The organism is Chromohalobacter canadensis (assembly GCF_034479555.1).
In the GTDB taxonomy this organism is placed as follows: domain Bacteria; phylum Pseudomonadota; class Gammaproteobacteria; order Pseudomonadales; family Halomonadaceae; genus Chromohalobacter; species Chromohalobacter canadensis.
On record NZ_CP140151.1, the window covers coordinates 592,604 to 613,298 of the forward strand.

18 protein-coding genes are annotated in these 20,695 nt (G+C 61.4%); 9 read left to right on the top strand and 9 right to left on the bottom strand.

The features are described 5' to 3' along the window. Positions 1–13: 13 nt before the first annotated feature. The gene (locus SR908_RS02870; RefSeq protein WP_246920500.1) at positions 14–886 is read right to left on the bottom strand and encodes an alpha/beta fold hydrolase; all 873 of its coding nucleotides are present in this window, start codon (positions 884–886) and stop codon (positions 14–16) included. 174 nt (positions 887–1,060) lie between these two features. Here SR908_RS02870 and pabB point away from each other — a divergent pair, with 174 nt between their 5' ends. The 4 genes from pabB to SR908_RS02890 all read left to right on the top strand — a co-directional run bounded on the left by pabB (position 1,061) and on the right by SR908_RS02890 (position 5,076). Beyond that, positions 1,061–2,443 (top strand): aminodeoxychorismate synthase component I, encoded by a 1,383-nt coding sequence (gene pabB / locus SR908_RS02875; protein WP_246920498.1) that lies wholly within the window; start codon positions 1,061–1,063, stop codon positions 2,441–2,443. Positions 2,444–2,451: 8 nt separating this feature from the next. Further along, the gene (locus SR908_RS02880) at positions 2,452–3,510 is read left to right on the top strand and encodes a FecCD family ABC transporter permease (RefSeq protein ID WP_246920496.1); all 1,059 of its coding nucleotides are present in this window, start codon (positions 2,452–2,454) and stop codon (positions 3,508–3,510) included. Next, positions 3,507–4,289, top strand: a complete 783-nt coding sequence (locus SR908_RS02885; protein ID WP_097024106.1) for an ABC transporter ATP-binding protein — start codon at positions 3,507–3,509, stop codon at positions 4,287–4,289. The genes SR908_RS02880 and SR908_RS02885 overlap by 4 nt, the downstream gene beginning before the upstream one ends. A 166-nt stretch (positions 4,290–4,455) precedes the next feature. Next, a complete protein-coding gene (locus SR908_RS02890; protein ID WP_097024107.1) occupies positions 4,456–5,076 on the top strand; it encodes a phosphoadenosine phosphosulfate reductase domain-containing protein in 621 nt (206 codons plus the stop codon). A 120-nt stretch (positions 5,077–5,196) separates the two neighbouring features. Here the strand turns inward: SR908_RS02890 and cysB are convergent, their stop codons facing one another. Continuing rightward, entirely contained in the window at positions 5,197–6,168 is a 972-nt protein-coding gene (gene cysB / locus SR908_RS02895) for an HTH-type transcriptional regulator CysB (protein ID WP_040242243.1), read from the bottom strand. Between the two features lie 259 nt (positions 6,169–6,427). Between cysB and trxA the strand changes: the two genes are divergently transcribed. Beyond that, entirely contained in the window at positions 6,428–6,751 is a 324-nt protein-coding gene (trxA, locus tag SR908_RS02900) for a thioredoxin (protein WP_075369080.1), read from the top strand. An 88-nt stretch (positions 6,752–6,839) separates the two neighbouring features. Here the strand turns inward: trxA and SR908_RS02905 are convergent, their stop codons facing one another. From SR908_RS02905 to SR908_RS02915, 3 genes are all read right to left on the bottom strand, one after another. Then, positions 6,840–7,931: an AI-2E family transporter gene (locus SR908_RS02905; RefSeq protein WP_097024108.1), complete on the bottom strand. Its 1,092-nt coding sequence runs from the start codon at positions 7,929–7,931 to the stop codon at positions 6,840–6,842. A gap of 150 nt (positions 7,932–8,081) precedes the next feature. Further along, on the bottom strand, positions 8,082–9,893 hold the full coding sequence (locus SR908_RS02910; RefSeq protein ID WP_246920495.1) for an acyl-CoA dehydrogenase C-terminal domain-containing protein: 1,812 nt from the start codon (positions 9,891–9,893) through the stop codon (positions 8,082–8,084). A gap of 124 nt (positions 9,894–10,017) precedes the next feature. After that, positions 10,018–10,629 carry a LysE/ArgO family amino acid transporter gene (locus SR908_RS02915; protein WP_246920494.1) on the bottom strand — a complete coding sequence of 204 codons (612 nt, stop codon included), beginning with the start codon at positions 10,627–10,629 and terminating at the stop codon, positions 10,018–10,020. 109 nt (positions 10,630–10,738) lie between these two features. On the opposite strand from SR908_RS02915, the gene SR908_RS02920 reads away from it, so the two are divergent. Further along, a complete protein-coding gene (locus SR908_RS02920) occupies positions 10,739–11,647 on the top strand; it encodes a LysR family transcriptional regulator ArgP (RefSeq protein WP_246920493.1) in 909 nt (302 codons plus the stop codon). A 20-nt stretch (positions 11,648–11,667) separates the two neighbouring features. On the opposite strand, the gene SR908_RS02925 is transcribed toward SR908_RS02920, so the two are convergent. The 3 genes from SR908_RS02925 to SR908_RS02935 form a co-directional block, all read right to left on the bottom strand. Beyond that, positions 11,668–11,973: an MTH1187 family thiamine-binding protein gene (locus SR908_RS02925; protein WP_246920492.1), complete on the bottom strand. Its 306-nt coding sequence runs from the start codon at positions 11,971–11,973 to the stop codon at positions 11,668–11,670. A gap of 112 nt (positions 11,974–12,085) precedes the next feature. Beyond that, positions 12,086–12,712, bottom strand: a complete 627-nt coding sequence (lolA, locus tag SR908_RS02930) for an outer membrane lipoprotein chaperone LolA (protein WP_246920491.1) — start codon at positions 12,710–12,712, stop codon at positions 12,086–12,088. 127 nt (positions 12,713–12,839) lie between these two features. Beyond that, complete coding sequence (locus tag SR908_RS02935) at positions 12,840–16,046, bottom strand: DNA translocase FtsK (RefSeq protein WP_378075363.1); 3,207 nt, start codon at positions 16,044–16,046, stop codon at positions 12,840–12,842. A gap of 292 nt (positions 16,047–16,338) precedes the next feature. On the opposite strand from SR908_RS02935, the gene aat reads away from it, so the two are divergent. The 3 genes from aat (at position 16,339) to infA (ending at position 18,210) form a co-directional block, all read left to right on the top strand. Beyond that, positions 16,339–17,064 carry a leucyl/phenylalanyl-tRNA--protein transferase gene (gene aat / locus SR908_RS02940; protein WP_246920536.1) on the top strand — a complete coding sequence of 242 codons (726 nt, stop codon included), beginning with the start codon at positions 16,339–16,341 and terminating at the stop codon, positions 17,062–17,064. After that, the gene (locus SR908_RS02945; protein ID WP_097024114.1) at positions 17,061–17,816 is read left to right on the top strand and encodes an arginyltransferase; all 756 of its coding nucleotides are present in this window, start codon (positions 17,061–17,063) and stop codon (positions 17,814–17,816) included. The genes aat and SR908_RS02945 overlap by 4 nt, the downstream gene beginning before the upstream one ends. Before the next feature lie 175 nt (positions 17,817–17,991). Further along, positions 17,992–18,210, top strand: a complete 219-nt coding sequence (infA, locus tag SR908_RS02950) for a translation initiation factor IF-1 (RefSeq protein ID WP_011507732.1) — start codon at positions 17,992–17,994, stop codon at positions 18,208–18,210. A gap of 116 nt (positions 18,211–18,326) precedes the next feature. Here infA and clpA read toward each other — a convergent pair whose 3' ends face one another. After that, a complete protein-coding gene (clpA, locus tag SR908_RS02955) occupies positions 18,327–20,588 on the bottom strand; it encodes an ATP-dependent Clp protease ATP-binding subunit ClpA (RefSeq protein ID WP_097024115.1) in 2,262 nt (753 codons plus the stop codon). Positions 20,589–20,695 lie beyond the last annotated feature (107 nt).

The window sequence follows — 20,695 nt, forward strand, 5'->3', positions numbered from 1 at the left end:
ATATTGTCGACAATCAATCGCCATCATTGTAAAGCGAAGACGCTTCTTGCAACAGGGAGGCGAGTCGCCGGGGTTTTTGAAACGGCAGGGAATGGTCAGTGCCCGGCAGTTCGATGTAACGCCAGTCGGACCGTCGCTGCGCCAATGTTGAGTGGTAGGCCTGCATAGCAGCGAGGCTTTTGCCGCCTACGATACTCGTCACGTTACGCTGCGCTTCAAGCAAGGCGTCGCGGTCGAGATGCCGAACGGCATCGGTCACGCAATCCAGCGCATTGGCGAATCCCAGAGGGCGGTGCGCGAGGCGGCGTATCATCATGCGCTCGGCCCGTGGGTTGCGCGATCGATTGGGTGCAATCAAATCCAGAAAGGCGACGATACCCGCTTCCGGCGTCGGCGCCTCGCGCATGGCACGCGCCGCTTCGGCATAGCCATCGCGCACACGCACCATCGTCGCGCGATCCTCGCGTTCCAGAAGTGCCGGTTCGAGCAGCATAGTGCGCCCGATACGGGCTCCCAAACGCTGCTTGAGCCGCATCGCCACCAGGCCGCCAAATGAATAGCCCATGACATCGCATCGATCGATATCCTGGGCGTCGAGCAAGGCTTCGACATCGTCGACGACTTCATCCAGCGAGAACGGCCGCTCATGACCATCCGCCGCACGCGTCTCCCCCATGCCCCGCAAGTCGGGCATCAGGAACGTCCGCCAGGCATCGAGATACGTCACCATCGGCCCCCAAGTCAGCTCGGCCGCCACTCCGGCACCGTGCAGCATGACGACCGTCCCCGTGCCTGCGCGACGCTCGAGGCGACGCCAATGGCATTGCTGATCCGGGCGCGCCAGTGTGCCTTGTCGCATCTCGCCCTCGTCCGGCGAACTTGTCATATTCGTCATCCTCTGTGTACCGCACCCCAGGGGCGTTGAATGGCCGCCATTATCCGCCCACCCTCGCGGGCGGACAAATCGATAAACTTGACTCGAAATCCGTTTCTCACGAGACGACCGGCCAAGCCCGACAGGCTGCTAGAATAGGCCGCCCGCGACAGGAAGCCTGGACCGATGCCGACACTCGAATTGACGCCCCTGCCCTATCATGGCGATCCGCTGGCACGCTTCGAGCGCCTGCGCCAACGCCCCGGCGCCGTGCTGCTGGACAGCGGCTTCCCGACGGCTCCCGGTGGGCGTTACGACATCCTTGCTAGCGACCCCATCGCATGGCTGGAGGTGAACCGAGACGGCCAGGTCACTAGTGACGTCGCGGATATTCCCGGCGATCCGCTTGCCGCTCAGCGTGCCTTGCTCGAGCGCCTTCCTACCCCCGACGTAACGAGCGAGCTGCCGTTTCTGGGCGGCTTGATCGGCTATTGGAGCTACGATTTCGGGCGACACCTGGAGGCTGTTTCAGGCCATGCCTGCGAGGCGGTCACGCTGCCCCATAGCCGTGTCGGACTCTACGATTGGGCCCTCATCCACGATCATTACGCCCGCCAAGCCTGGCTCGTGGCCACGCCGGCACGCCGCGCCCAGGTGCTGGCATGGCTACAAGCCGCACCATCGCCGACCTCGACGTTTCAGCTGCTTTCCCCCTTTCGAGGCGAACTCGACCGCGACACCTACGGCGAGCGCTTCCGTACCGTGCAGCATTACATCCGCAGCGGCGATTGTTACCAGATCAATCTGGCCCAGCGTTTCAGCGCTCACTACCAGGGCGACTTATGGCACGCCTATCGGCGGCTGCGCCAAGCCACGCCGACGCCTTATGGCGCCTATCTCGCCTGGGGCGACAAGGGCATTCTATCGTTGTCGCCGGAACGCTTCCTCGAAGTCGTCGAAGGACGCGTGGAAACACGCCCCATCAAAGGCACCCGGCCGCGCGGCAACACCTCTATTCAGGACCGACGCTACGCCCGCGAGCTGCGCGACAGCCTCAAGGATACCGCCGAAAACGTGATGATCGTCGACTTGCTACGCAATGATCTGGGGCGCGTCTGTCAGCCGGGAAGCGTCCGCGTTCCCCAATTGTGCGGCCTGGAGAGCTACGCCAACGTCCATCACTTGGTCAGCGTGGTAACCGGTGAACTCGATGAGACACGGCATGCGCTGGACCTGCTGGGAGCAGCATTTCCCGGCGGCTCGATCACCGGCGCACCCAAGGTCCGCGCCATGCAACTCATCGACAACCTCGAACCCAGCCGCCGCAGCGTGTATTGCGGGAGCATCGGCTACGTCGATACGCGCGGGCGAATGGATACCTCCATCGCTATCCGCACCGCCGTGGCGGATGCCGGTCAACTCCACCTATGGGGCGGCGGCGGCCTGGTCGCCGACTCCGACGAGGAGGCCGAGTACCAGGAGACACTCGCCAAGATCTCGCGCCTGATGGAGGCGCTCGGCGCCGATGGGGCCCATGAGCGCGACGAATCGCGTATCCTGAGCGAATGACAACCGCAATGCCTGAGTCCTCTGCTATCGACAGCGTCACCCGGTATCACATGCGACGGCGGCGCCAGCGGCATCTCATCGTCGGCGTCGCCGTGCTGACGCTCGCCATGGTTATCGTCGATATCGCCACCGGCCCGGGCCACTACTCGTTGCGCGATGTGCTCATGACCCTCGTCGCGCCGAGTGGCGCCTCGGACGCGCTGCGCGTCATCGTGTGGGACATTCGTCTGCCGGTGGCCTTGATGGCAATCGTCGTCGGTGTGAGCCTGGCGCTCGCCGGCGCCGAGATGCAGACCATCCTCAACAATCCCCTGGCCGACCCGTTCACGCTGGGCATTTCCTCGGCGGCAAGTGTCGGCGCTGCGCTCGCCATCACCCTCGGCGTCGGCATCGTGCCTTTCGCCGATACGTTACTGGTCACCGGCAACGCGTTCTTGCTGGCCCTGGCCGCGTCGCTGGTCATCTGGGGTGTCAGTCGCCTGCGCGGTGTCAGCGTGCAGACCTTGGTGTTGATGGGCATCGCCATCATGTTTTTCTTCAACGCCATGCTCGGGTTGATGCAGTACGTCGCCTCCGCCGAGGCCTTGCAGCAACTGGTGTTCTGGTCGCTGGGCAGTCTCGGCAAGGCCAGTTGGGGGAAAGTCGGCCTGGCGACACTAGCGCTTTGCGTGACGCTGCCGGTATTCCTCCATGCCGGCTGGCGACTCACCGCGCTGCGTCTGGGTGATCTTCACGCCCAGGCCATGGGCATCGATGTCGCGCGCTTGCGGCTGCGTATTCTGCTGTGTTGCTCGCTGCTGGCCGCCACCGCCGTGGCCTTCGTGGGGACGATCGGTTTTGTCGGCCTGGTGGGCCCGCATATCGCGCGCTTGCTGGTAGGCGAGGACCAGCGCGTCTTTCTGCCCATGTCCGCACTCAGCGGGGCGCTGATCATGTCCGTCACCTCGATCCTCTCAAAAACCCTGGTGCCCGGCATTCTGATTCCGATCGGCCTGCTCACCGCACTCATCGGGCTGCCGTTTTTCGTCTCGTTGATCCTGCGCAGCCGCAAGGAGATGTGGGGATGACGCTAACGCTCAAGCATCTCGATTGCCGATTGGGTGGCACGCCCGTCCTCGAGAGCATCGCCGATCTCGAGGCACGCCCCGGCGAGATCACCGCTCTGGTCGGCCCTAACGGCGCGGGAAAATCGACACTGCTCAAGGCCATCGCCGGCCTCGAACGTGCCGACGGCTCGCTCATGTTGCATGACCAGGAATTGATGACGCTATCGCTCGAACGACGTTCCCGATATCTTTATTACTTACCTCAAGAGCTCGGCTCACGTGCCGTGCTCAGTGTGTTCGAAGCCGTCTTGCTGGCGCGCCGTACTTGCATTCACGAACCGCATGAACGCGCACTGCTCAAGGTGCAGGCGACGCTTCAGGCGCTGGAGTTGGAGCCACTGGCCGAGCGCGAACTGAACCAGCTCTCGGGTGGGCAACGACAACGCGTCGCCATTGCCCAAGCCGTGACGCGCGAACCTTCGCTGCTACTGCTCGACGAACCGACCAGCGCGTTGGATCTTCATCATCAATTGCAGGTGCTCGACTGGCTGACCCGCCTCGCTGCACAGCGCCATATCATCATCGTCATCGCCATTCATGACCTGAGCCTGGCAGCGCGTTTCGCCCAGCATGTATGGATGCTCAAGGCAGGCCGTGTCGCCGCCAGCGGCACTCCCGGCGACGTCCTGACCCATGCGCGTCTGCGCGATGTCTATGCCATCGAGGCACACATCGAATGGCCGGACGACGAGCCGCCCCGTATTACGCCCCTCACAGCGATTCACTCGCTGGGGCGATGACTGCCAACGTTCATGCAGTTAGGTTCTAACAGGACAATCACTGCCTTCGTTAAAGGCATATAAGCTTCGAACCAATCGATATTGGGGGATCGTTTCGGCGGTTTGCTAGGGTATGGCCATTCGTTGAAGTCGACAGACTTCACGCCACCTTCCACAGGAGCTCATCATGTCGCTCGATATCGATGCCATCAATCGCGAGCTTGGTCACGACCCGGAGGCCCTGGTTCGCTGGGCGCTCTCGCTCGATGGCAAGGCGATCTGCACTACCAACTTTCGGCCTTTCGAGGCAGTGATCCTGCATATGATCACGCAGGTCCAGCCGGACATTCCCGTGATCTGGATGGATTCCGGCTACAACACCGAGGCCACTTATCGCTTCGCCGAAGAGATCAGCCAACAGCTGGACCTCAACTTGACGATTTATCATCCCCGCCGTTCACGCGCGCATCGCGATGCCGTCGAGGGCGAGTTTCCGACCATCGACGATCCGCGTCACGCGGCGTTCACGGAGGAAGTCAAGCTCGAGCCGTTCCAGCGGGCGCTGCGCGAGGCCGCGCCGCGTGTCTGGCTCACCGCACTGCGCGCCGAGGACACCGCCGAACGTGCCCAGATGCAGCCGGTATCGATCAATCAGGATGGCTTGATCAAGGTCGCGCCCGTGCTGCACTGGACCGCCAAGGACATGTATCAGTACCTGCAGAAGCATGACCTGCCCAACAACTTCGATTACTTCGACCCGACCAAGGTGGAAGACAAGCGTGAATGCGGGCTGCACCTTCAGCACTAAACTAAGCAGCACGAGGCAGCACTAGGCGCTGAGCCTAACCATCGAATAGATGACACGAATGCGCGCCATGCCGATGCCGCCTCCACGGGGCATCGGCATTCTCGTATTGCCAGGCCGCTCTTAGCGCACCGGCAGCTCGATTCCTTCGAACAGAACCTGTTCGTGACGTGGTCCCGCCGCCAGCGCAGCTTCAATGCTGTCTCGATCGAGGTGGGGGGCAAAGCGATTGACGAAGTCGAACATGAAGCCGCGCATGAAGGTGCCACGACGAATGCCGATCTTGGTTGTCGAGCTGGCGAACAGGTGGCTGGCATCGAGTGCCACCAAGTCGCGATCGACGACAGGGTCGACCGCCATATGCGCCACAATCCCAACGCCGAGCCCCAGGCGAACGTAGGTCTTGATGACATCGGCATCGGCGGCGGTGAGTACCACGTTGGGCGTCAGATCATGCGCTTTGAAGGCATCGTCGAGCTGCGAGCGACCGGTAAAGCCGAACAGGTAAGTCACCAGCGGATACTCGGCCAGGGCTTCGAGCGTCAATGTTTCGACCGACGCCAAGGGGTGATCTTGAGGGACCAGCACGCAACGGTTCCAGCGATAGCATGGCAATAGCACCAAGTCGGTAAAAAGCTCCAGCGACTCGGTGCAGATCGCGAAATCGGCCTGCCCTTCACTGACCATCTGGGCGATCTGCTTGGGCGTGCCCTGCTGCATGTGCAAGGCGACATCGGGATACTTCTGCCGAAACTCATGAATGACCGGCGGCAAGGCATAACGCGCCTGGGTATGGGTCGTGGCGATCGATAGGCTACCGCGCCGCTCGTCGCTGTGCTCCTGCGAGACGTGCTTGATGTTGTCGACGGTGCGTAACACTTTGCCGGCCAACTCGATGATTGCCTCACCGGCTGGTGTCACACGGGTCAGATGCTTGCCGCTACGCGCGAAGATCTCTACCCCCAGCTCATCCTCCAACAAACGTATCTGCTTGGAAATACCCGGCTGAGAAGTAAACAGACTCTGCGCGGTGGCTGAGACGTTGAGGTTGTGCCGGGCAACTTCCCAGATATAGCGCAGCTGCTGGAGTTTCATGAGTAATGCCTCCCGACCTGGCAATCTTTTATGGCATAAAATTTAAATTTGTGATTACTTTAAAGCATATGGTGCGAGAGTAGAAGAGCGCCGACAGCCTGGCAATACCGCACCGTGGTGGTGCGTGGAAAAGCGCCAACATGATAGGCTGATGCTATTGTCACCATACCGATGGGGCATTTGCCAGGGCCATGGTCAGCGGCTACCATCGCCTCATCTACGCTCGCAAAAGCGCAATGGAATACTGGAGAGATTCGTAATGGCTAATAATGTCGATGTCACCTCCGCTAACTTCGAGCAGGAAGTCGTCAACGCCGAACAGCCCGTACTGCTCAAGTTCTGGGCACCGTGGTGCGGCCCTTGCAAGATGATGGCCCCCGTGGTCGATGAAGTCGCCGACGAGAAAGCCGGTGGCCTCAAGGTCGTCAGCATCAACGTCGACGACGCACCGGAAATCGCCGCCGAGCAAGGTGTCCGCGGCGTTCCGACCGTGATGATGTTCAAGTCCGGCGCCAAGGTGGCTTCCTTGGTCGGTGCGCAGTCCAAGTCACAGCTGACACAGTTCATCGATCAGAACGCCTGAGACCACGGCGTTAAGCTTTTGAAGAACGCTGACAATCGCCCCGCTCATGTGGGGCGATTGTCGTTACAAGGACTGTCGGAGACATAGGCTACTCGGGAGGCGGCTCCGGGGTGACCTCGGCACGACGGTGCCGCACGCGTTCGGAAGGACTCAGCAATTTCGCTAACCAACGCGTCTCGGGATGACTATCCAGAGCAATCTTGAGCGTCATGGTCAACGGCACCGATAGCAACATACCCACCGGCCCGAAGATCCATCCCCATACCACCAGCGACAAGAATGCCACCAGCGTGGAAAGCCCCATCGTGCGCCCCATGATCCGTGGCTCGATGATATTGCCCATTAGAAAATTGATCGCCAGATAGGCACTTGCCAGCAGCATCGCCTTGAAGGGGCCACCTTCCGGCATCGCCAAGGTCAAGAGCACGGCAGGAACGGCCGCCAAGGCCGAGCCGATATTGGGAATGTAATTGAGACAGAACGCCAGGGTCCCCCATAGCAGCGCGAAATCGACACCGATCACCATGCACGAGCCCCACACCAGCACGCCGGTCACCAAGCTGATCACCGTCTTGATGGCCAGGTAGCGCTTGAGATTGCGACTGAATTCGGTGAAACGCTGAAGGCTCGGCGCCGGATTGAGCAAAGCCTGTGAGACCTTGTTGCGGAATTCCAATGTCTCGAACAACATGAAGATCACCAACAGCATGATCACAACGCTTTGCGAGAGCAGGTTACCCACACTGCTCAGAAAAACGGGGACCCAATCGGTCGCCTGGGAGGCATCGAGAAGCCGCGAGACACCCTGGGGGTCGATGGAGATCCCCTGCCCCGCCAGCCATCGCAGCACGGTCATATAGTGCTCTTGCAGCTGCTCTTGAAGCTTAGGCAAGGCGTCCATGAAGGTCGTGAAACTATTGCCGAGCAGTGCGCCCAACAGCGTCACCAATACCCCGAGTATCAGCAGCGTGACCAACACCGACAACCGCATTCCCAGGCCGTGCTCATGCAGCCAGTGCACCGGCGATGTGCAGATAACGGCGATGAACAGCGACAGCAATATGGGAATCAGCAAGTCGGCGCCGGCCTGCATACCGCCAACGATGATCACCAAAGACGCCAGCGTCAGCATCAAGTTGAGAGGGAGGTTCTGTGAACCGGGGTCATGTCCGGGGGGCATGGTGCGTTCGCATCCTTGACGAAACCAAGGCCCTATTCTGCCTGGCAGGGGGTACTTGCACAAACGCCAGCCCCCACCGCTAGAGACAAACAAGGCGGACCTCGAAACGGTCCGCCAAGCATCATTCAGATATACGGGCCAGAGCCACGATCAAATGGCGAAACCGTGCCCGAAGTCCTCAGCCTGCATGGCCATCAACGACTCGCCACCGGCACGGATCATCTCGGCATGCGCGCGGGTACGCGGCAACAAACGCTGATAATAGAAGCGAGCGGTATCGAGCTTGGCACGGTAGAACGCCGCGTCGTCGGGGTTACCGGCCAGGGCTTGATGCGCCGCCTGCGCCGCGCGGGCCCAGAAAAACGCCAGGGTGACGTAGCCGGAATACATCAGGTAATCGACACTCGCGGCGCCCACTTCTTCGCGATCCTGCATGGCCTTCATGCCCACCGCCATGGTGATCTCGCCCCATTCTGCATTGAGCTTCGCCAAGGGCGTGACGAACTCCGCCATGGCGGCATCGCCTTCGTGGGCCTGGCAGAACTTGTGAATCTGCTTGGTGAAGGGTTTGAGTGCCTCACCCTGGCTCATCAGCACTTTGCGGCCCAATAGATCCAGCGCCTGGATACCCGTAGTGCCTTCGTAGAGGCGTGTAATGCGGGCATCTCGCACGTACTGCTCCATGCCCCATTCGCGGATGTAGCCGTGCCCCCCAAAGACCTGCACGCCTTCATTGGTGGCCTCGAACCCCACCTCGGTCAAGAACGCCTTGACGATGGGCGTCAGCAATCCCAGCTCGGTTTCGACCGCTTCTCGCTCGGCGTCGGAGGTCACGCATTCGACGCGATCCGCGAGTTGCGCGGCATGCAGCACCAGCATGCGCCCGCCCTCGGCAAATGCCTTCTGAGTCAGCAGCATGCGGCGTACATCGGGATGCGAGATGATTGGATCGGCTGGCTTGTCAGCTTCCCGTGCGCCAGACAGTGCGCGCATCTGCAGGCGATCGCGGGCGTAGGCCAAGGCATTCTGAAAACTCACCTCCATCAGCCCCAGCCCCTGGATGCCGACGCCGATACGCGCCACGTTCATCATGGTGAACATACAGGCCAGCCCCTTGTGGGGTTCGCCGACGAGATACCCTCGCGCGCCATCGAAGTTCATCACGCAAGTGGCGTTGCCGTGAATGCCCATTTTGTGCTCCAAGGCACCGCAGCTGACGGCATTGCGTTCACCGGCTTCGCCTTCGGCATCGGGCAGATACTTGGGCACCACGAATAGGGAAATCCCCTTGGTACCCTCCGGTGCATCGGGCAGTTTGGCCAGGACCAGGTGCACGATGTTCTCGGCCAGATCATGCTCGCCCGCGGAGATGAAGATTTTGGTCCCGGTGATGAGATAACCACCCGCCTCGTCAGGACGCGCTCGGGTCTTGATCAGGCCAAGGTCGGTGCCGCATTGCGGCTCGGTCAGACACATGGAGCCCGTCCAGGTGCCGTCATTGAGCTTGGTCAGATACTGCGCTTTCTGCCCATCGCTACCATGATGGCGAAGCGCATCGGCGGCGCCCTGGGAAAGTCCCGGGTACATGCCCCACGCCAGATTGCTCGAACACACCATCTCCGAGAGCATCATGCCAAGCGACGTCGGCAACCCTTGCCCGTGATAGGCCGTATCGCCGGATAGACTCGGCCAGCCGCCTTCCACGTACTGGGCATAGGCTTCCTTGAATCCCGAAGGCGTCAGCACCTCGCCACCTTCGAGTCGACACCCTTGCTCGTCACCGGTTCGGTTGAGCGGCAGTAACACCTCGCGCGTGAAGCGTGCGCCTTCTTCCAGAATCGCGCTTACCACATCTGGAGTGACCTCTTCAGCCTGAGGCAATTGGGCATAATGACGGGGGTAATCGAGAACCTCGTCCATCACGAAACGAAAATCGCGTAGCGGCGCCTGATAACTGGGCATATTGAAGCTCCTGAACGGTACGGGCAGGTGTCCCGAGGACATCAAACATTCGTTTGAAATTAAGCGCCGACAATCACCAAGTCAAGCGTTTGTTTGAATCTCTTGAGCACCATTGGTGGTAAGCTCAGGCAGCTCCCAATGGCGCCGTGGCCAGTTGCCATGCCACCAATAACAGTATGGCGCAGATCCCGCCCTCGATGACCTGCCAGGCACGCGGATTGGCCAGACGCGGTGCCAACCAGCTCGCGCCGCCCACCAGCCCGAAGAACCACCCCAACGACGCCATGGCCGCACCGACCACGAAGGCTTCTGGCGCGGCTTGCTGGGCACCGATAGCACCGAGCATGATCACCGTATCCAGATACACATGCGGGTTGAGCAAGGTCACGGCCAGCGTCGCCATCAACACACCCCACAGACGAGGCCGTGTCTCACCACCGGCCTTGAGCGAGGCAGGACGACGTACACGCTGCCAGGCTTGCCATGCCTGCCAACTCAAGAACGCCACGCCGCCCCAACGTGCCATCTGCATGAGCCCCGCATGCGACGCCAACAAGGCCCCCAGCCCCAGCACACCCGCACCTATCAGCATCAGATCACACAACGCACAGACGGTCGCCACCCACCAGGGATATTCATTCGTCAGTCCACGTTGCAGCACGAAAGCATTCTGCGCACCGATGGCAATGATCAAACCCGCCCCCACGAACAGGCCATTGAGCCAGGAGCCCCACATATCCGATTCCCTCCCTTTTCAACCGGGATACGTTGATAAATGACGCAGAATACGCTTGACTACATAAATAAGTTAAATTAATTCAAGGAATGGGTGATAACGTTTACTGATGCTCGATTACAAACTTCTCGAAGCACTGGCCGTCGTGGTCGACCAAGGAGGCTTCGAACGCGGTGCACATCACCTGGGGCTTACCCAGTCGGCCGTCTCGCAACGCATCAAGTTGCTCGAAGCGCGCCTCGGCCAACCGGTGCTGGTACGCACGCCCAAGCTATCCCCGACCCCTCTGGGTCGACGGCTACTCAATCATGTGCAGCAGGTTCGGCTTCTCGAGCATGACCTGCTCGATAAAATTCCGGCACTTGGTGAACGCGAACAACGCCTGCGCCTCGCCATCAATGCCGACAGCCTGGCCACCTGGTGGTCGCCGACCACCGGCGACTTCTGTCGGCGCCAAGGCGTTTTATTGGATTTGATCGTCGAGGATCAGGACGTCGCGCTCAAGCGCATGCGCGATGGTGAGGTTGCCGGCTGCATCTGTGCCACGCCACGCCCCGTGCAGGGCGCCCGTGCGCACGCCTTGGGTAGCATGCGCTACCGCGCCATCGCCAGCCCTGGCTATGTTTCACGCCATTTCAGTGAAGGTCTGACGCACGATGCCTTGCGCAAGGCGCCGGCCATCGTGTTTGGGCCCGATGACCGCCTTCAGCATCGTTATCTGGAGATGCGGGCCTATAAGGAATCCTTTCCGCACCATCTGTGCCCGTCCTCGGAAGGCTTCGTACACCTGGCCCTAGCCGGCATGGGCTACGGATTGATTCCCGAACGGCAGGTGGAGCGCGAACTACGTGAGGGGCGTCTGGTCGACCTCGACGCGGACAGCTACATCGATGTGCCGTTGTACTGGCATCACTGGCGTCACGGCGGCGACACACTGGACGCCTTGACCGCCCACCTGCTCGACATGAGCAGCGCCTGGCTCATGCCGCCCTCGCCAGAGTCTCAGCCACTGCTCTAGACGCGTCTCATGGGCCAGAGTCAAGGCGACTGCAGGTGACGCTCGACGCTGGCCACCTTGTCATCCATGTGTTGCTCACGATCGGTGCGCGTGCCCAACTTCAGCGTGGTGGTAATGCGCGGCGCGCCCATCTCGTGCACGCGCTGATGACAAGCCTTGACCACCGCCATGACGTCGTCCCACGGGCCCTCGATGTTGGTGCCGTAGGCGTGCATGCGGTACTCGAGCCCCGAGGCCTCGATAACGCGCTGGCAAGCCGCGACGTGCTCCCCTACCGAAACGCCCACGCCCAGCGGCACGACGCATAGATCGACGATGACATGCATGGCACTTCCTCCTCGTCTTGATACTCGCCTGCCTCGAGAACTCTCGGCACGCGTGCTATAAAACGCAAAACGCCAGGCCACGCGGACCTGGCGTGTCAGTAGACGACGTCGGTCAACCGCCTTCGCGGATGACGTCCGCCCCTTCGGGAATATCGAATTCGAAACGCGATTCCGAAATGTCTCCGTTGACCTCGATGTCATCGAAGTTGATCGCGGTACGCTGCCCCGTGCTGTCTTCCATCTGCAAGCCCTCCAGGCGGTCACCCTCGAAGGTCAGCTCGAGACTCTCGAACAACGTGTCGGGCGACTTCGGTATGAGCGTGAAGGTCTCGATGCCGGATTCCTCGCTGCTTGTCACCTCGTAGTTCTCGGTCAGGGCCTCGGCGCTTCCCGATAGCAACAACGCTGGCGTATGCGTCACCCGTGTATCGAGCGGGCGAACACTGACCTGTTGCAGGTCGGGGTCGTAGAGATACACCTTATCGCCATCCGAAACCACGACCTGCTGGTACGGCGCGTCGACTTCCCAGTGAAACTGGCCGGGGCGGGACAACCACATGTGGCCTTCGACCTTCTGCAGACGCTGGCCGCTACCATCGAGGATCTGCTGTTCGAAATCCGCCGAATAGCTTTCCAGCGGCTCCAACAAGTTCGTCAAACGCTCTACGCCATCCGCTTGCGCCATACTCGGCAACGCGAGTGCCGCGCCCAAGGCCAGGGCCAGCTTGAATGTTCTCATTACCACTCCTTGTTTGCTCATCCTGCATGACACGGTGTGACGCCACCTCGGGCGAAAAAGTTGCGCCACACGAGGTAACGTCCACCGTCTTTGCACTTTTCACTAGCCTCTCGGGATGCTTGCGCACTCAATGATCGGCAGCGGGCGGCGATGCCAGCACTTCACGAGCCCCATTGGTGCCCATCGACGATACGACACCCGCCGACTCCATGGTCTCGACCAGGCGCGCTGCCCGGTTATAGCCGATCTTGAAACGACGCTGGACCGCCGAGATCGAGGCGCGACGTGACTCGGTGACGAACTGCACGGCTTCATCGTAGAGCGCGTCCCTCTCGGGGTCGTTGCTTTCAGCACCTTCCGACTCGAGCCCCGCCAAGGCATCGGCCGAGACTCCCCCCGAGAGAATTTCATCGACGTATTCAGGTTCACCGCGCCGCTTCCAGTCCTCGACGATGCGATGAACTTCGTCATCGTCGACGAAGGCCCCGTGCACACGGGTGGGCATACCGGCCCCTGCCGGCAGATAAAGCATGTCGCCGTGCCCCAGCAAGTTCTCGGCACCGCCCTGGTCGAGGATGGTGCGCGAATCCACCCTGGAGGACACCTGAAACGCCATGCGCGTGGGAATGTTGGCCTTGATCAAACCGGTAACCACGTCGACCGAGGGACGCTGAGTGGCAAGGATCAAGTGAATCCCCGCCGCGCGGGCCTTTTGCGCCAGACGCGCGATCAGCTCTTCGACCTTCTTGCCGACGATCATGAACATGTCGGCGAATTCGTCGATCACCACCACAATGTATGGCAACTTCTCAAGCACCGGTGGCTGCTGATGCATCTCCCACGGCTGCGGCTCCCATAGCGGATCGGCGACCTGGGCGCCGTGGCGCTCGGCCTCGTCGAGCTTGGCATTGAAGCCCGCCAAATTGCGTACGCCCATCGCCGCCATCAGCTTGTAGCGCCGCTCCATTTCGGCCACGCACCAGCGCAACGCATTGGCGGCTTCCTTCATGTCAGTGACCACCGGCGCCAGCAGATGCGGAATGCCATCGTAGACCGACAGTTCCAGCATCTTGGGGTCGACCATGATCATGCGCACCTCGTCCGGCGTCGCCTTGAGCAACATCGAAATGAGCATGGCATTGACGCCCACCGACTTGCCCGACCCCGTGGTACCGGCCACCAGCAGGTGCGGCATCTTGTTGAGGTTGGCGACCACCGGATTGCCGCCGATGTCCTGCCCCAGCCCCATCGTGAGCGGCGACTCGGCTTGCTGATAGACATCCGAGTCGAGCACTTCCCGCAACCGGATCATGGCACGGTTGGGATTGGGAATTTCGATCCCCACCGTGGGACGTCCTGGAATGATCTCCACCACGCGTACGCTCTTGACCATCAACGAACGCGCCAGGTCTTTCGACAAGTTGCTGATCTTGGAGACCTTGACCCCGGCGGCGGGCTTGATCTCGAAGCGCGTGATGACCGGGCCCGGCCAGGTGTCGACGACCTCCGCCTTGACGCCGTATTCGCGCAGCCGCGTTTCCAGCAGCTCGGCCATGTCCGCCAACTGCTCATCGGTATAGTTGGGTTTTTGCTCACCGGTCGGCGTCAACAGCCGCAACGTGGGCAACGCCCCTTCGGGCTCGGTCGATGGCACGGCCTCGGGACGCTGATTCTGCAGGTGCTCCACCGTCCACAATGCGGGGACCTCATCATCGCCCTCCGGGTCGCTCACCGATGGCTCGGCGGCGCGCGTATCGGGCGTTTCCCCGGGTGCGCTTTCCACCTGGCCACGCGGCGGTGGCTGTGGCACATCCGCCGGCGCCGCGTCCGGCACCTCGGGCTCGGGGGGCGCCGAGGAGCGATCTTCCGAAGCTTCATCGTCCCAACTGATACGAGGACGCGGCGGCTCCGATGGCGTTTCGGGCGCAGGCTCCGGCGGCACGGCATCCTCGGACGCCGTCGTCGAGGCGTCATCCGGCTCGCGCGCTGGCGTGGCGGAGGGCGCCGTTGCGGCGTCATCATCGTCGCGACGGGCCTGGATGCCCCAATCGCCGAGCGGGACGTCGTCATCGTCGTCGGCGGTCAGAGGCTCCGGGATCGGTTCAGGGATACGCCGCCGCGTGACGTCGGCGCGCATCGGAGCCTCAGACTCCGTATCCGTTTGGGACGCCACATCGGGCTCCTCAGACGCACGCTCCGCAGGGCGAGGTTCCTCGCTCTCGCTACGCGCGTTGCGAGAGCGGTCATACGGCGCTGTGGCCGTGGCCGCATGGCGCTGTGGTGCCTCCGAGGTAGCGGAGCCGGCTCGCTCGTCATCGGCACGTTGGCGGGCCGTATAGGCAGCCTCCGGGCGCTTGGCGGAAGGCGTGTGCTCGGGAACATCCCAGGGAATATCGGTCTTGCCATCATTGCGCCAAGCAGAGGTTTCAAGCGTGGGCTCGGTGGGCTCGAAAGACGGTTCCACACGGCGCTCACTGGCCGTCGCATAAGATGGCTCCGCAGTCGCACCCGCCAGTTGCGGGGGGCGTCGTGACGCCCGCCAGCGCTGCCACCACGAGGGGCGTCTTTTCTCATCCGCCGGCGCCTCATCCTCCTCCAATGCCGAATCAGCCTCGGCGGCGTCCATGTCGTCATCGTCATAGGCATCACGCCGCTGGGCTAGACGCTGCCGACTCCCGCGCCACTTGGCAAGACCCCACGCCAGCAGGCGAAACATGCCACGTCCCAGTTCATCCATGACCGCCAGCCAGGTCATGCCGGTGAACAGGGTAAAACCGCACATGAAAGCCACCAGCGAGACCAGTGTGGTGCCCTGCATGTTGAGCAAGGGCTGCAGGGCACCGACCAGCCCTTCGCCGAGAATACCGCCCGCTGCGTAAGGCAGCTCGCTGTCGGGATGATAGAAATGCAGCGCCCCCAGGGTGGTCGTGCTCAGCAACAGCAGTACCAGGCCGCTGGTACGTACCGAAAGCGCCGTCGGGTCCCAGGCGATGTTGACTTCCCGCGCACGCAGCATCCGCCAGGCCGCGAAGCCGAACATACTCGGCCACCACAGGGCGCTGGCGCCGAATAGCGAATACAACACATCCGACAGCCACGCCCCGACGGGGCCCATCCAGTTATTGATCGTTTGGTTGGGACCACTGTGTGACCAGCCGGGGTCGCCAGGCACATAACTGAAAAGCGACAACAGGAGAAAGACACAGATAGCAAGCAACACGATGGCCGCGCCTTCGCGCGTCACCCCCTGCAAATGCATCACGACCCGGCGTGCCTGCTCCTTGGCCTGGGACGCCGTTTGTCCGCGCTCGTTGCGTTTTCCATTGACACTCAAGTGGCCATCCCCCTTGCGCCACGTATGGCGATACCTAATGTTGCCGACACTGCCCGACGCGTGCCGTCCCTGTCGTCCACGTGCGAGAAAACGGCTCGCATCTCATCGATGGGCTTTTCTGGTTTGCCATCATACCCACCCCATGCGCTGCGTCACAGGGGAAAAACCATACCTCTCGTTGTCGCGGAAGGGCGACGCCACGCGGCCGGGAGGCGAAGCGGGTAGTTATCGATGCCGCACCTGGCGTACGCTGAAACTCCTCCTTGGACGATATCAGCAGAGACGCATGCCCATGTTGCCTTGGTTACCTCCCCACCCGGTCGGTTTCCCACCCGTCGAACAAGCGTTACGCGAGCCCGACGGGCTGCTCGCCGCCGGCGGCGAACTTTCTCCGGACTGGCTGCGCTGCGCCTACCGACGCGGCATCTTCCCATGGTTTGCACCGGGTGAACCCATCCTGTGGTGGAGCCCCGACCCGCGTCTGGTGTTGTTTCCCGACGAGATCCATGTGCACCGCAGCCTCGCCAAGCGCCTACGCAACGCCGGCTTCACGGTGACCTTCGATCACGCTTTCAGCACTGTCATCGACGCCTGCGCCGCCCCTCGCGAAGAACACGCAGGCACCTGGATCACCCCGGAGATGCGTCACGCCTACTGCCGCTTGCATGCCGAGGGCGTTGCCCATTCGGTGGAGGTATGGCGCGATGGCGAGCTGGTCGGCGGTCTCTACGGCATCGGCCTGGGCGGCGTGTTCTTCGGCGAGTCGATGTTCAGCCGCGTCGCCGATGCGTCGAAAGTGGCGTTGGTGCATCTTGCCCGGCACCTGTCGGCACACGGCGGACAACTGATCGACTGCCAAGTGCATACGCCCCATCTGGCCAGTCTTGGCGCACGCAGAATCGCCCGCTCAACATTCATCGACTATCTTGACCAATACGCGGAGGGTCACGGGTCACCGATGCCGTGGTCTTCCTCTACGGCCAACCATTTACCAGTCGAAGAGCCGAAGCCAACGTGAGCAGCAATACGCCATCCCAACTCACGCGCGATCTGCGTTTCTTCCTCACAGTCCCGCATGGATGCAGCTATCTTCCGGACCGCGAGGCGACCACGCTATTTCTGGACCCTCAGGAACAGCCCGGTCAAGGCGTCTACGATGCGCTGTCGTTGCTGGGCTTTCGGCGCAGTGGCCGACATCTCTACCGCCCACACTGCGAGGGATGCCGAGCTTGCATTTCGGTGCGCATCCCGGTGCAAGACTTCGCGGCCTCTCGCACACAGCGCAAGCTGATGTCACGCAATGCCGACCTCGAAACACGCATACGGCCGGCGGCTTTTCACGAAGAACATTATGCGCTTTACGCACGCTACATTCGCACCCGCCACGCCGATGGCGACATGTTCCCGCCCAGCCACGAGCAGTACCGCACCTTCCTGACCCTGGATCACCCCTACGCACGCTTGATCGAATTTCGTCTGGAAGGCCAACTGCTTGCCGTGGCGGCGACGGATCTGCTGAGCCATGGCGTGTCGGCCATTTACACCTTTTTCGACCCGGGGGCGGAATTCGAGCGCCGCTCTCTTGGCACCTACTCGATCCTCCACCAGATCGAGCTGGCGCGCCGACTCGAGCTTCCCCACGTCTACCTCGGTTACTGGATTCGCCAGTCTCGCAAGATGCGCTACAAGCAGGATTTTCAGCCTCTAGAATACCTCGATGGCCGATATTGGCGGCGTCGAATCCCCTTATCCGACTCTCCCTTGTCATGATGACAGCGCAACAGCATGCACATGATTTTTGCCTTAACCCTCGGCATGCGGCAGAATATCGGGCTATCTTCAAAACCGATGCTGGCCACGGGCGGTAATTAGCGCTGACAACGGCAACGCAAACCGTGGCGCACTTTCGAAGAAGCTTTCAACGCAATACGAGGAAACGCCTAATATGGCACGTGAAGACCATATTGAAATGGAAGGTGTCGTGGTCGATACCCTTCCTAACACCATGTTCCGAGTCGAACTGGAAAACGGTCACGTCGTGACGGCCCACATCTCCGGCAAGATGCGCAAGAACTACATCCGCATTCTGACCGGCGACAAGGTCAAGGTCGAGCTGACTCCGTACGATCTTTCAAAGGGTCGCATCGTCTACCGCGCCCGCTGAGCTACCATCACGGCGCTCTCGCTCTGTTGGCTTGCCACTGCGCCCCACGAAAAACGCCCCGTCATGTCGACAGGGCGTGAAGCGTGCGGCGTTACGGGCGTGAGTAGTGCGGCCGCTCAGGCCACGGCCGCTTCCGTCTCCAAGTGTAGTTCGCCTTCCTCGAGGGTGACGTAGACTACGCCACCGTGCTCGGCGAGGTCGCCGAACAGAATCATCTCGGCAAGCGGCTTCTTGAGCTTCTCCTGGATGACACGCGCCATCGGCCGTGCCCCCATTTCCGGATCGTAACCCTCTTCGGCAAGCCAGGCTCGCGCCGATTCGTCGACATCCAACTGAACGCGTTTTTCGTCGAGTTGCGCCTGCAGTTCGACCAGGAACTTGTCGACCACGTTGCGTACCACCGAGGGTGCCAGGCCGTGGAACTGGATGATGCCGTCCAGACGGTTGCGGAACTCGGGCGAGAAGGTCTTGCGCAGCACTTCCATGGCATCCGAGGAGTGATCCTGCGTCTGGAAGCCGATGGAACGCCGTGCGATCTGCTCGGCCCCGGCATTCGAGGTCATGATCACGATCACATGACGGAAATCGGCCTCACGACCGTTGTTGTCCGTCAGGCGGCCATGGTCCATGACCTGCAGCAGCAGGTTGAAGACCTCGGGATGCGCCTTCTCGATCTCATCGAGCAGCAGCACGCAATGTGGCTGCTTGGTGATCGCCTCGGTCAGCAAGCCGCCTTGGTCGTATCCGACATAGCCAGGAGGAGCGCCGATCAGACGCGACACCGTGTGACGCTCCATGTACTCGGACATATCGAAGCGCACCAGCTCGATGCCCATCAACTGCGACAGCTGGCGCGCCACCTCGGTTTTGCCGACACCGGTCGGCCCCGAGAACAGGAAGCTGCCCACTGGCTTGTCGGGCGATTTCAGGCCCGCGCGCGAGAGTTTGATCGCCGCCGAGAGGCTGGTAATGGCTTCATCCTGACCGAACACCAGCATCTTGAGATCGCGCTCGAGATTCGACAGCAGCGTGCGGTCCGAGCTGGAGACGCTCTTCGGCGGGATCCGCGCAATGGAAGCGACCACCGCCTCGACTTGGTCGACATCGATGGTCGAGACGCGCATTTCCGGCGGTAACAACCGTTGATGTGCCCCCGCCTCGTCGATCACATCGATGGCTTTGTCCGGCAGGAAGCGATCGTTGATATAACGATCCGCCAGACGTACCGCGCTATCCAGCGCGCCATCGGTGTACTTGAGCGCATGATGCTCCTCAAAGCGCCCACGCAGCCCCTTGAGGATGCGAATGGTGTCGTCCACCGTCGGCTCAGGCACGTCGACTTTCTGGAAGCGCCGCGCCAGGGCACGATCCTTTTCGAAGATGCCACGATATTCCTGGAAGGTGGTCGAGCCGATGCAGCGCAGCTCGCCCGAGGACAACAACGGCTTGAGCAGGTTGGAGGCATCCATGACGCCGCCCGATGCCGCGCCGGCACCGATCACGGTATGAATCTCGTCGATGAACAGGATCGAGTTAGGCTGTTTGCGCAACTCGGCCAGCAGTCCCTTGAGCCGCTTTTCGAAGTCACCTCGATACTTGGTGCCGGCCAGCAAGGTGCCCATGTCCAGCGAGTAGACGACACCGTCGCTGATCACATCAGGGACATCTTCCTCGACGATCCGCTTGGCCAAACCTTCGGCGATGGCAGTCTTGCCGACACCCGCTTCACCTACTAACAGCGGATTGTTCTTACGCCGCCGTGCGAGGATCTGAATCACGCGCTCGAGTTCCTGGTCGCGACCAATCAACGGATCGATCTTGCCCAGACGCGCCTGTTCGTTGAGGTTGGTGGCATAGCCCGTCAGCGGATGAGGGCTACCTTCCGACACGCCCTCTTCGGCCTCTTCACTTTCATGCGAGGAGGGAGACTGGCCATGTCCGGCAACCTTGGAAATGCCATGCGCGATGTAATTAACCGCATCGACGCGCGCAACATTCTGCTGTTTGAGGAAGTAGACGGCCTGGCTTTCCTGCTCTGAGAAGATAGCGACCAGGACGTTGGCCCCCGTGACTTCCGATTTCCCCGAGGATTGCACATGGAAGACGGCACGCTGCAGTACGCGTTGGAAGCCCAGCGTAGGCTGCGTTTCACGATCTTCCTGGTCGTCGGGGATCAGGGGGGTGGTGGAATTGATGAAGTCCTGCAGATCGGCGCGCAGCTTTTCAAGGTTGGCGCCGCAGGCTCGCAACACATCGGCCGCGGAGGCATTGTCCAACAACGCCAGCAGCAGGTGTTCCACGGTCATGAACTCATGGCGCTTGGAGCGCGCCACGGTGAAGGCCGTGTTCAGGGTGAGTTCAAGTTCTTTGCTCAACATGGCAATCCCCTCTTAGCCGCCTATGGCGTCTGTCGGCACTTTCACAATCGGGCACAAACAGAGGTTATGCAAGTGCTACCTTGGACCACGATTTAACGCAGTAGTGC

Coding starts and splice junctions, on each gene's coding strand:
- SR908_RS02870 (WP_246920500.1), bottom strand. CDS start 886: ATGACAAGTTCGCCGGACGAGGGCGAGATGCGACAAGGCACACTGGCG.
- pabB (WP_246920498.1), top strand. CDS start 1,061: ATGCCGACACTCGAATTGACGCCCCTGCCCTATCATGGCGATCCGCTG.
- SR908_RS02880 (WP_246920496.1), top strand. CDS start 2,452: ATGCCTGAGTCCTCTGCTATCGACAGCGTCACCCGGTATCACATGCGA.
- SR908_RS02885 (WP_097024106.1), top strand. CDS start 3,507: ATGACGCTAACGCTCAAGCATCTCGATTGCCGATTGGGTGGCACGCCC.
- SR908_RS02890 (WP_097024107.1), top strand. CDS start 4,456: ATGTCGCTCGATATCGATGCCATCAATCGCGAGCTTGGTCACGACCCG.
- cysB (WP_040242243.1), bottom strand. CDS start 6,168: ATGAAACTCCAGCAGCTGCGCTATATCTGGGAAGTTGCCCGGCACAAC.
- trxA (WP_075369080.1), top strand. CDS start 6,428: ATGGCTAATAATGTCGATGTCACCTCCGCTAACTTCGAGCAGGAAGTC.
- SR908_RS02905 (WP_097024108.1), bottom strand. CDS start 7,931: ATGCCCCCCGGACATGACCCCGGTTCACAGAACCTCCCTCTCAACTTG.
- SR908_RS02910 (WP_246920495.1), bottom strand. CDS start 9,893: ATGCCCAGTTATCAGGCGCCGCTACGCGATTTTCGTTTCGTGATGGAC.
- SR908_RS02915 (WP_246920494.1), bottom strand. CDS start 10,629: ATGTGGGGCTCCTGGCTCAATGGCCTGTTCGTGGGGGCGGGTTTGATC.
- SR908_RS02920 (WP_246920493.1), top strand. CDS start 10,739: ATGCTCGATTACAAACTTCTCGAAGCACTGGCCGTCGTGGTCGACCAA.
- SR908_RS02925 (WP_246920492.1), bottom strand. CDS start 11,973: ATGCATGTCATCGTCGATCTATGCGTCGTGCCGCTGGGCGTGGGCGTT.
- lolA (WP_246920491.1), bottom strand. CDS start 12,712: ATGAGAACATTCAAGCTGGCCCTGGCCTTGGGCGCGGCACTCGCGTTG.
- aat (WP_246920536.1), top strand. CDS start 16,339: ATGTTGCCTTGGTTACCTCCCCACCCGGTCGGTTTCCCACCCGTCGAA.
- infA (WP_011507732.1), top strand. CDS start 17,992: ATGGCACGTGAAGACCATATTGAAATGGAAGGTGTCGTGGTCGATACC.
- clpA (WP_097024115.1), bottom strand. CDS start 20,588: ATGTTGAGCAAAGAACTTGAACTCACCCTGAACACGGCCTTCACCGTG.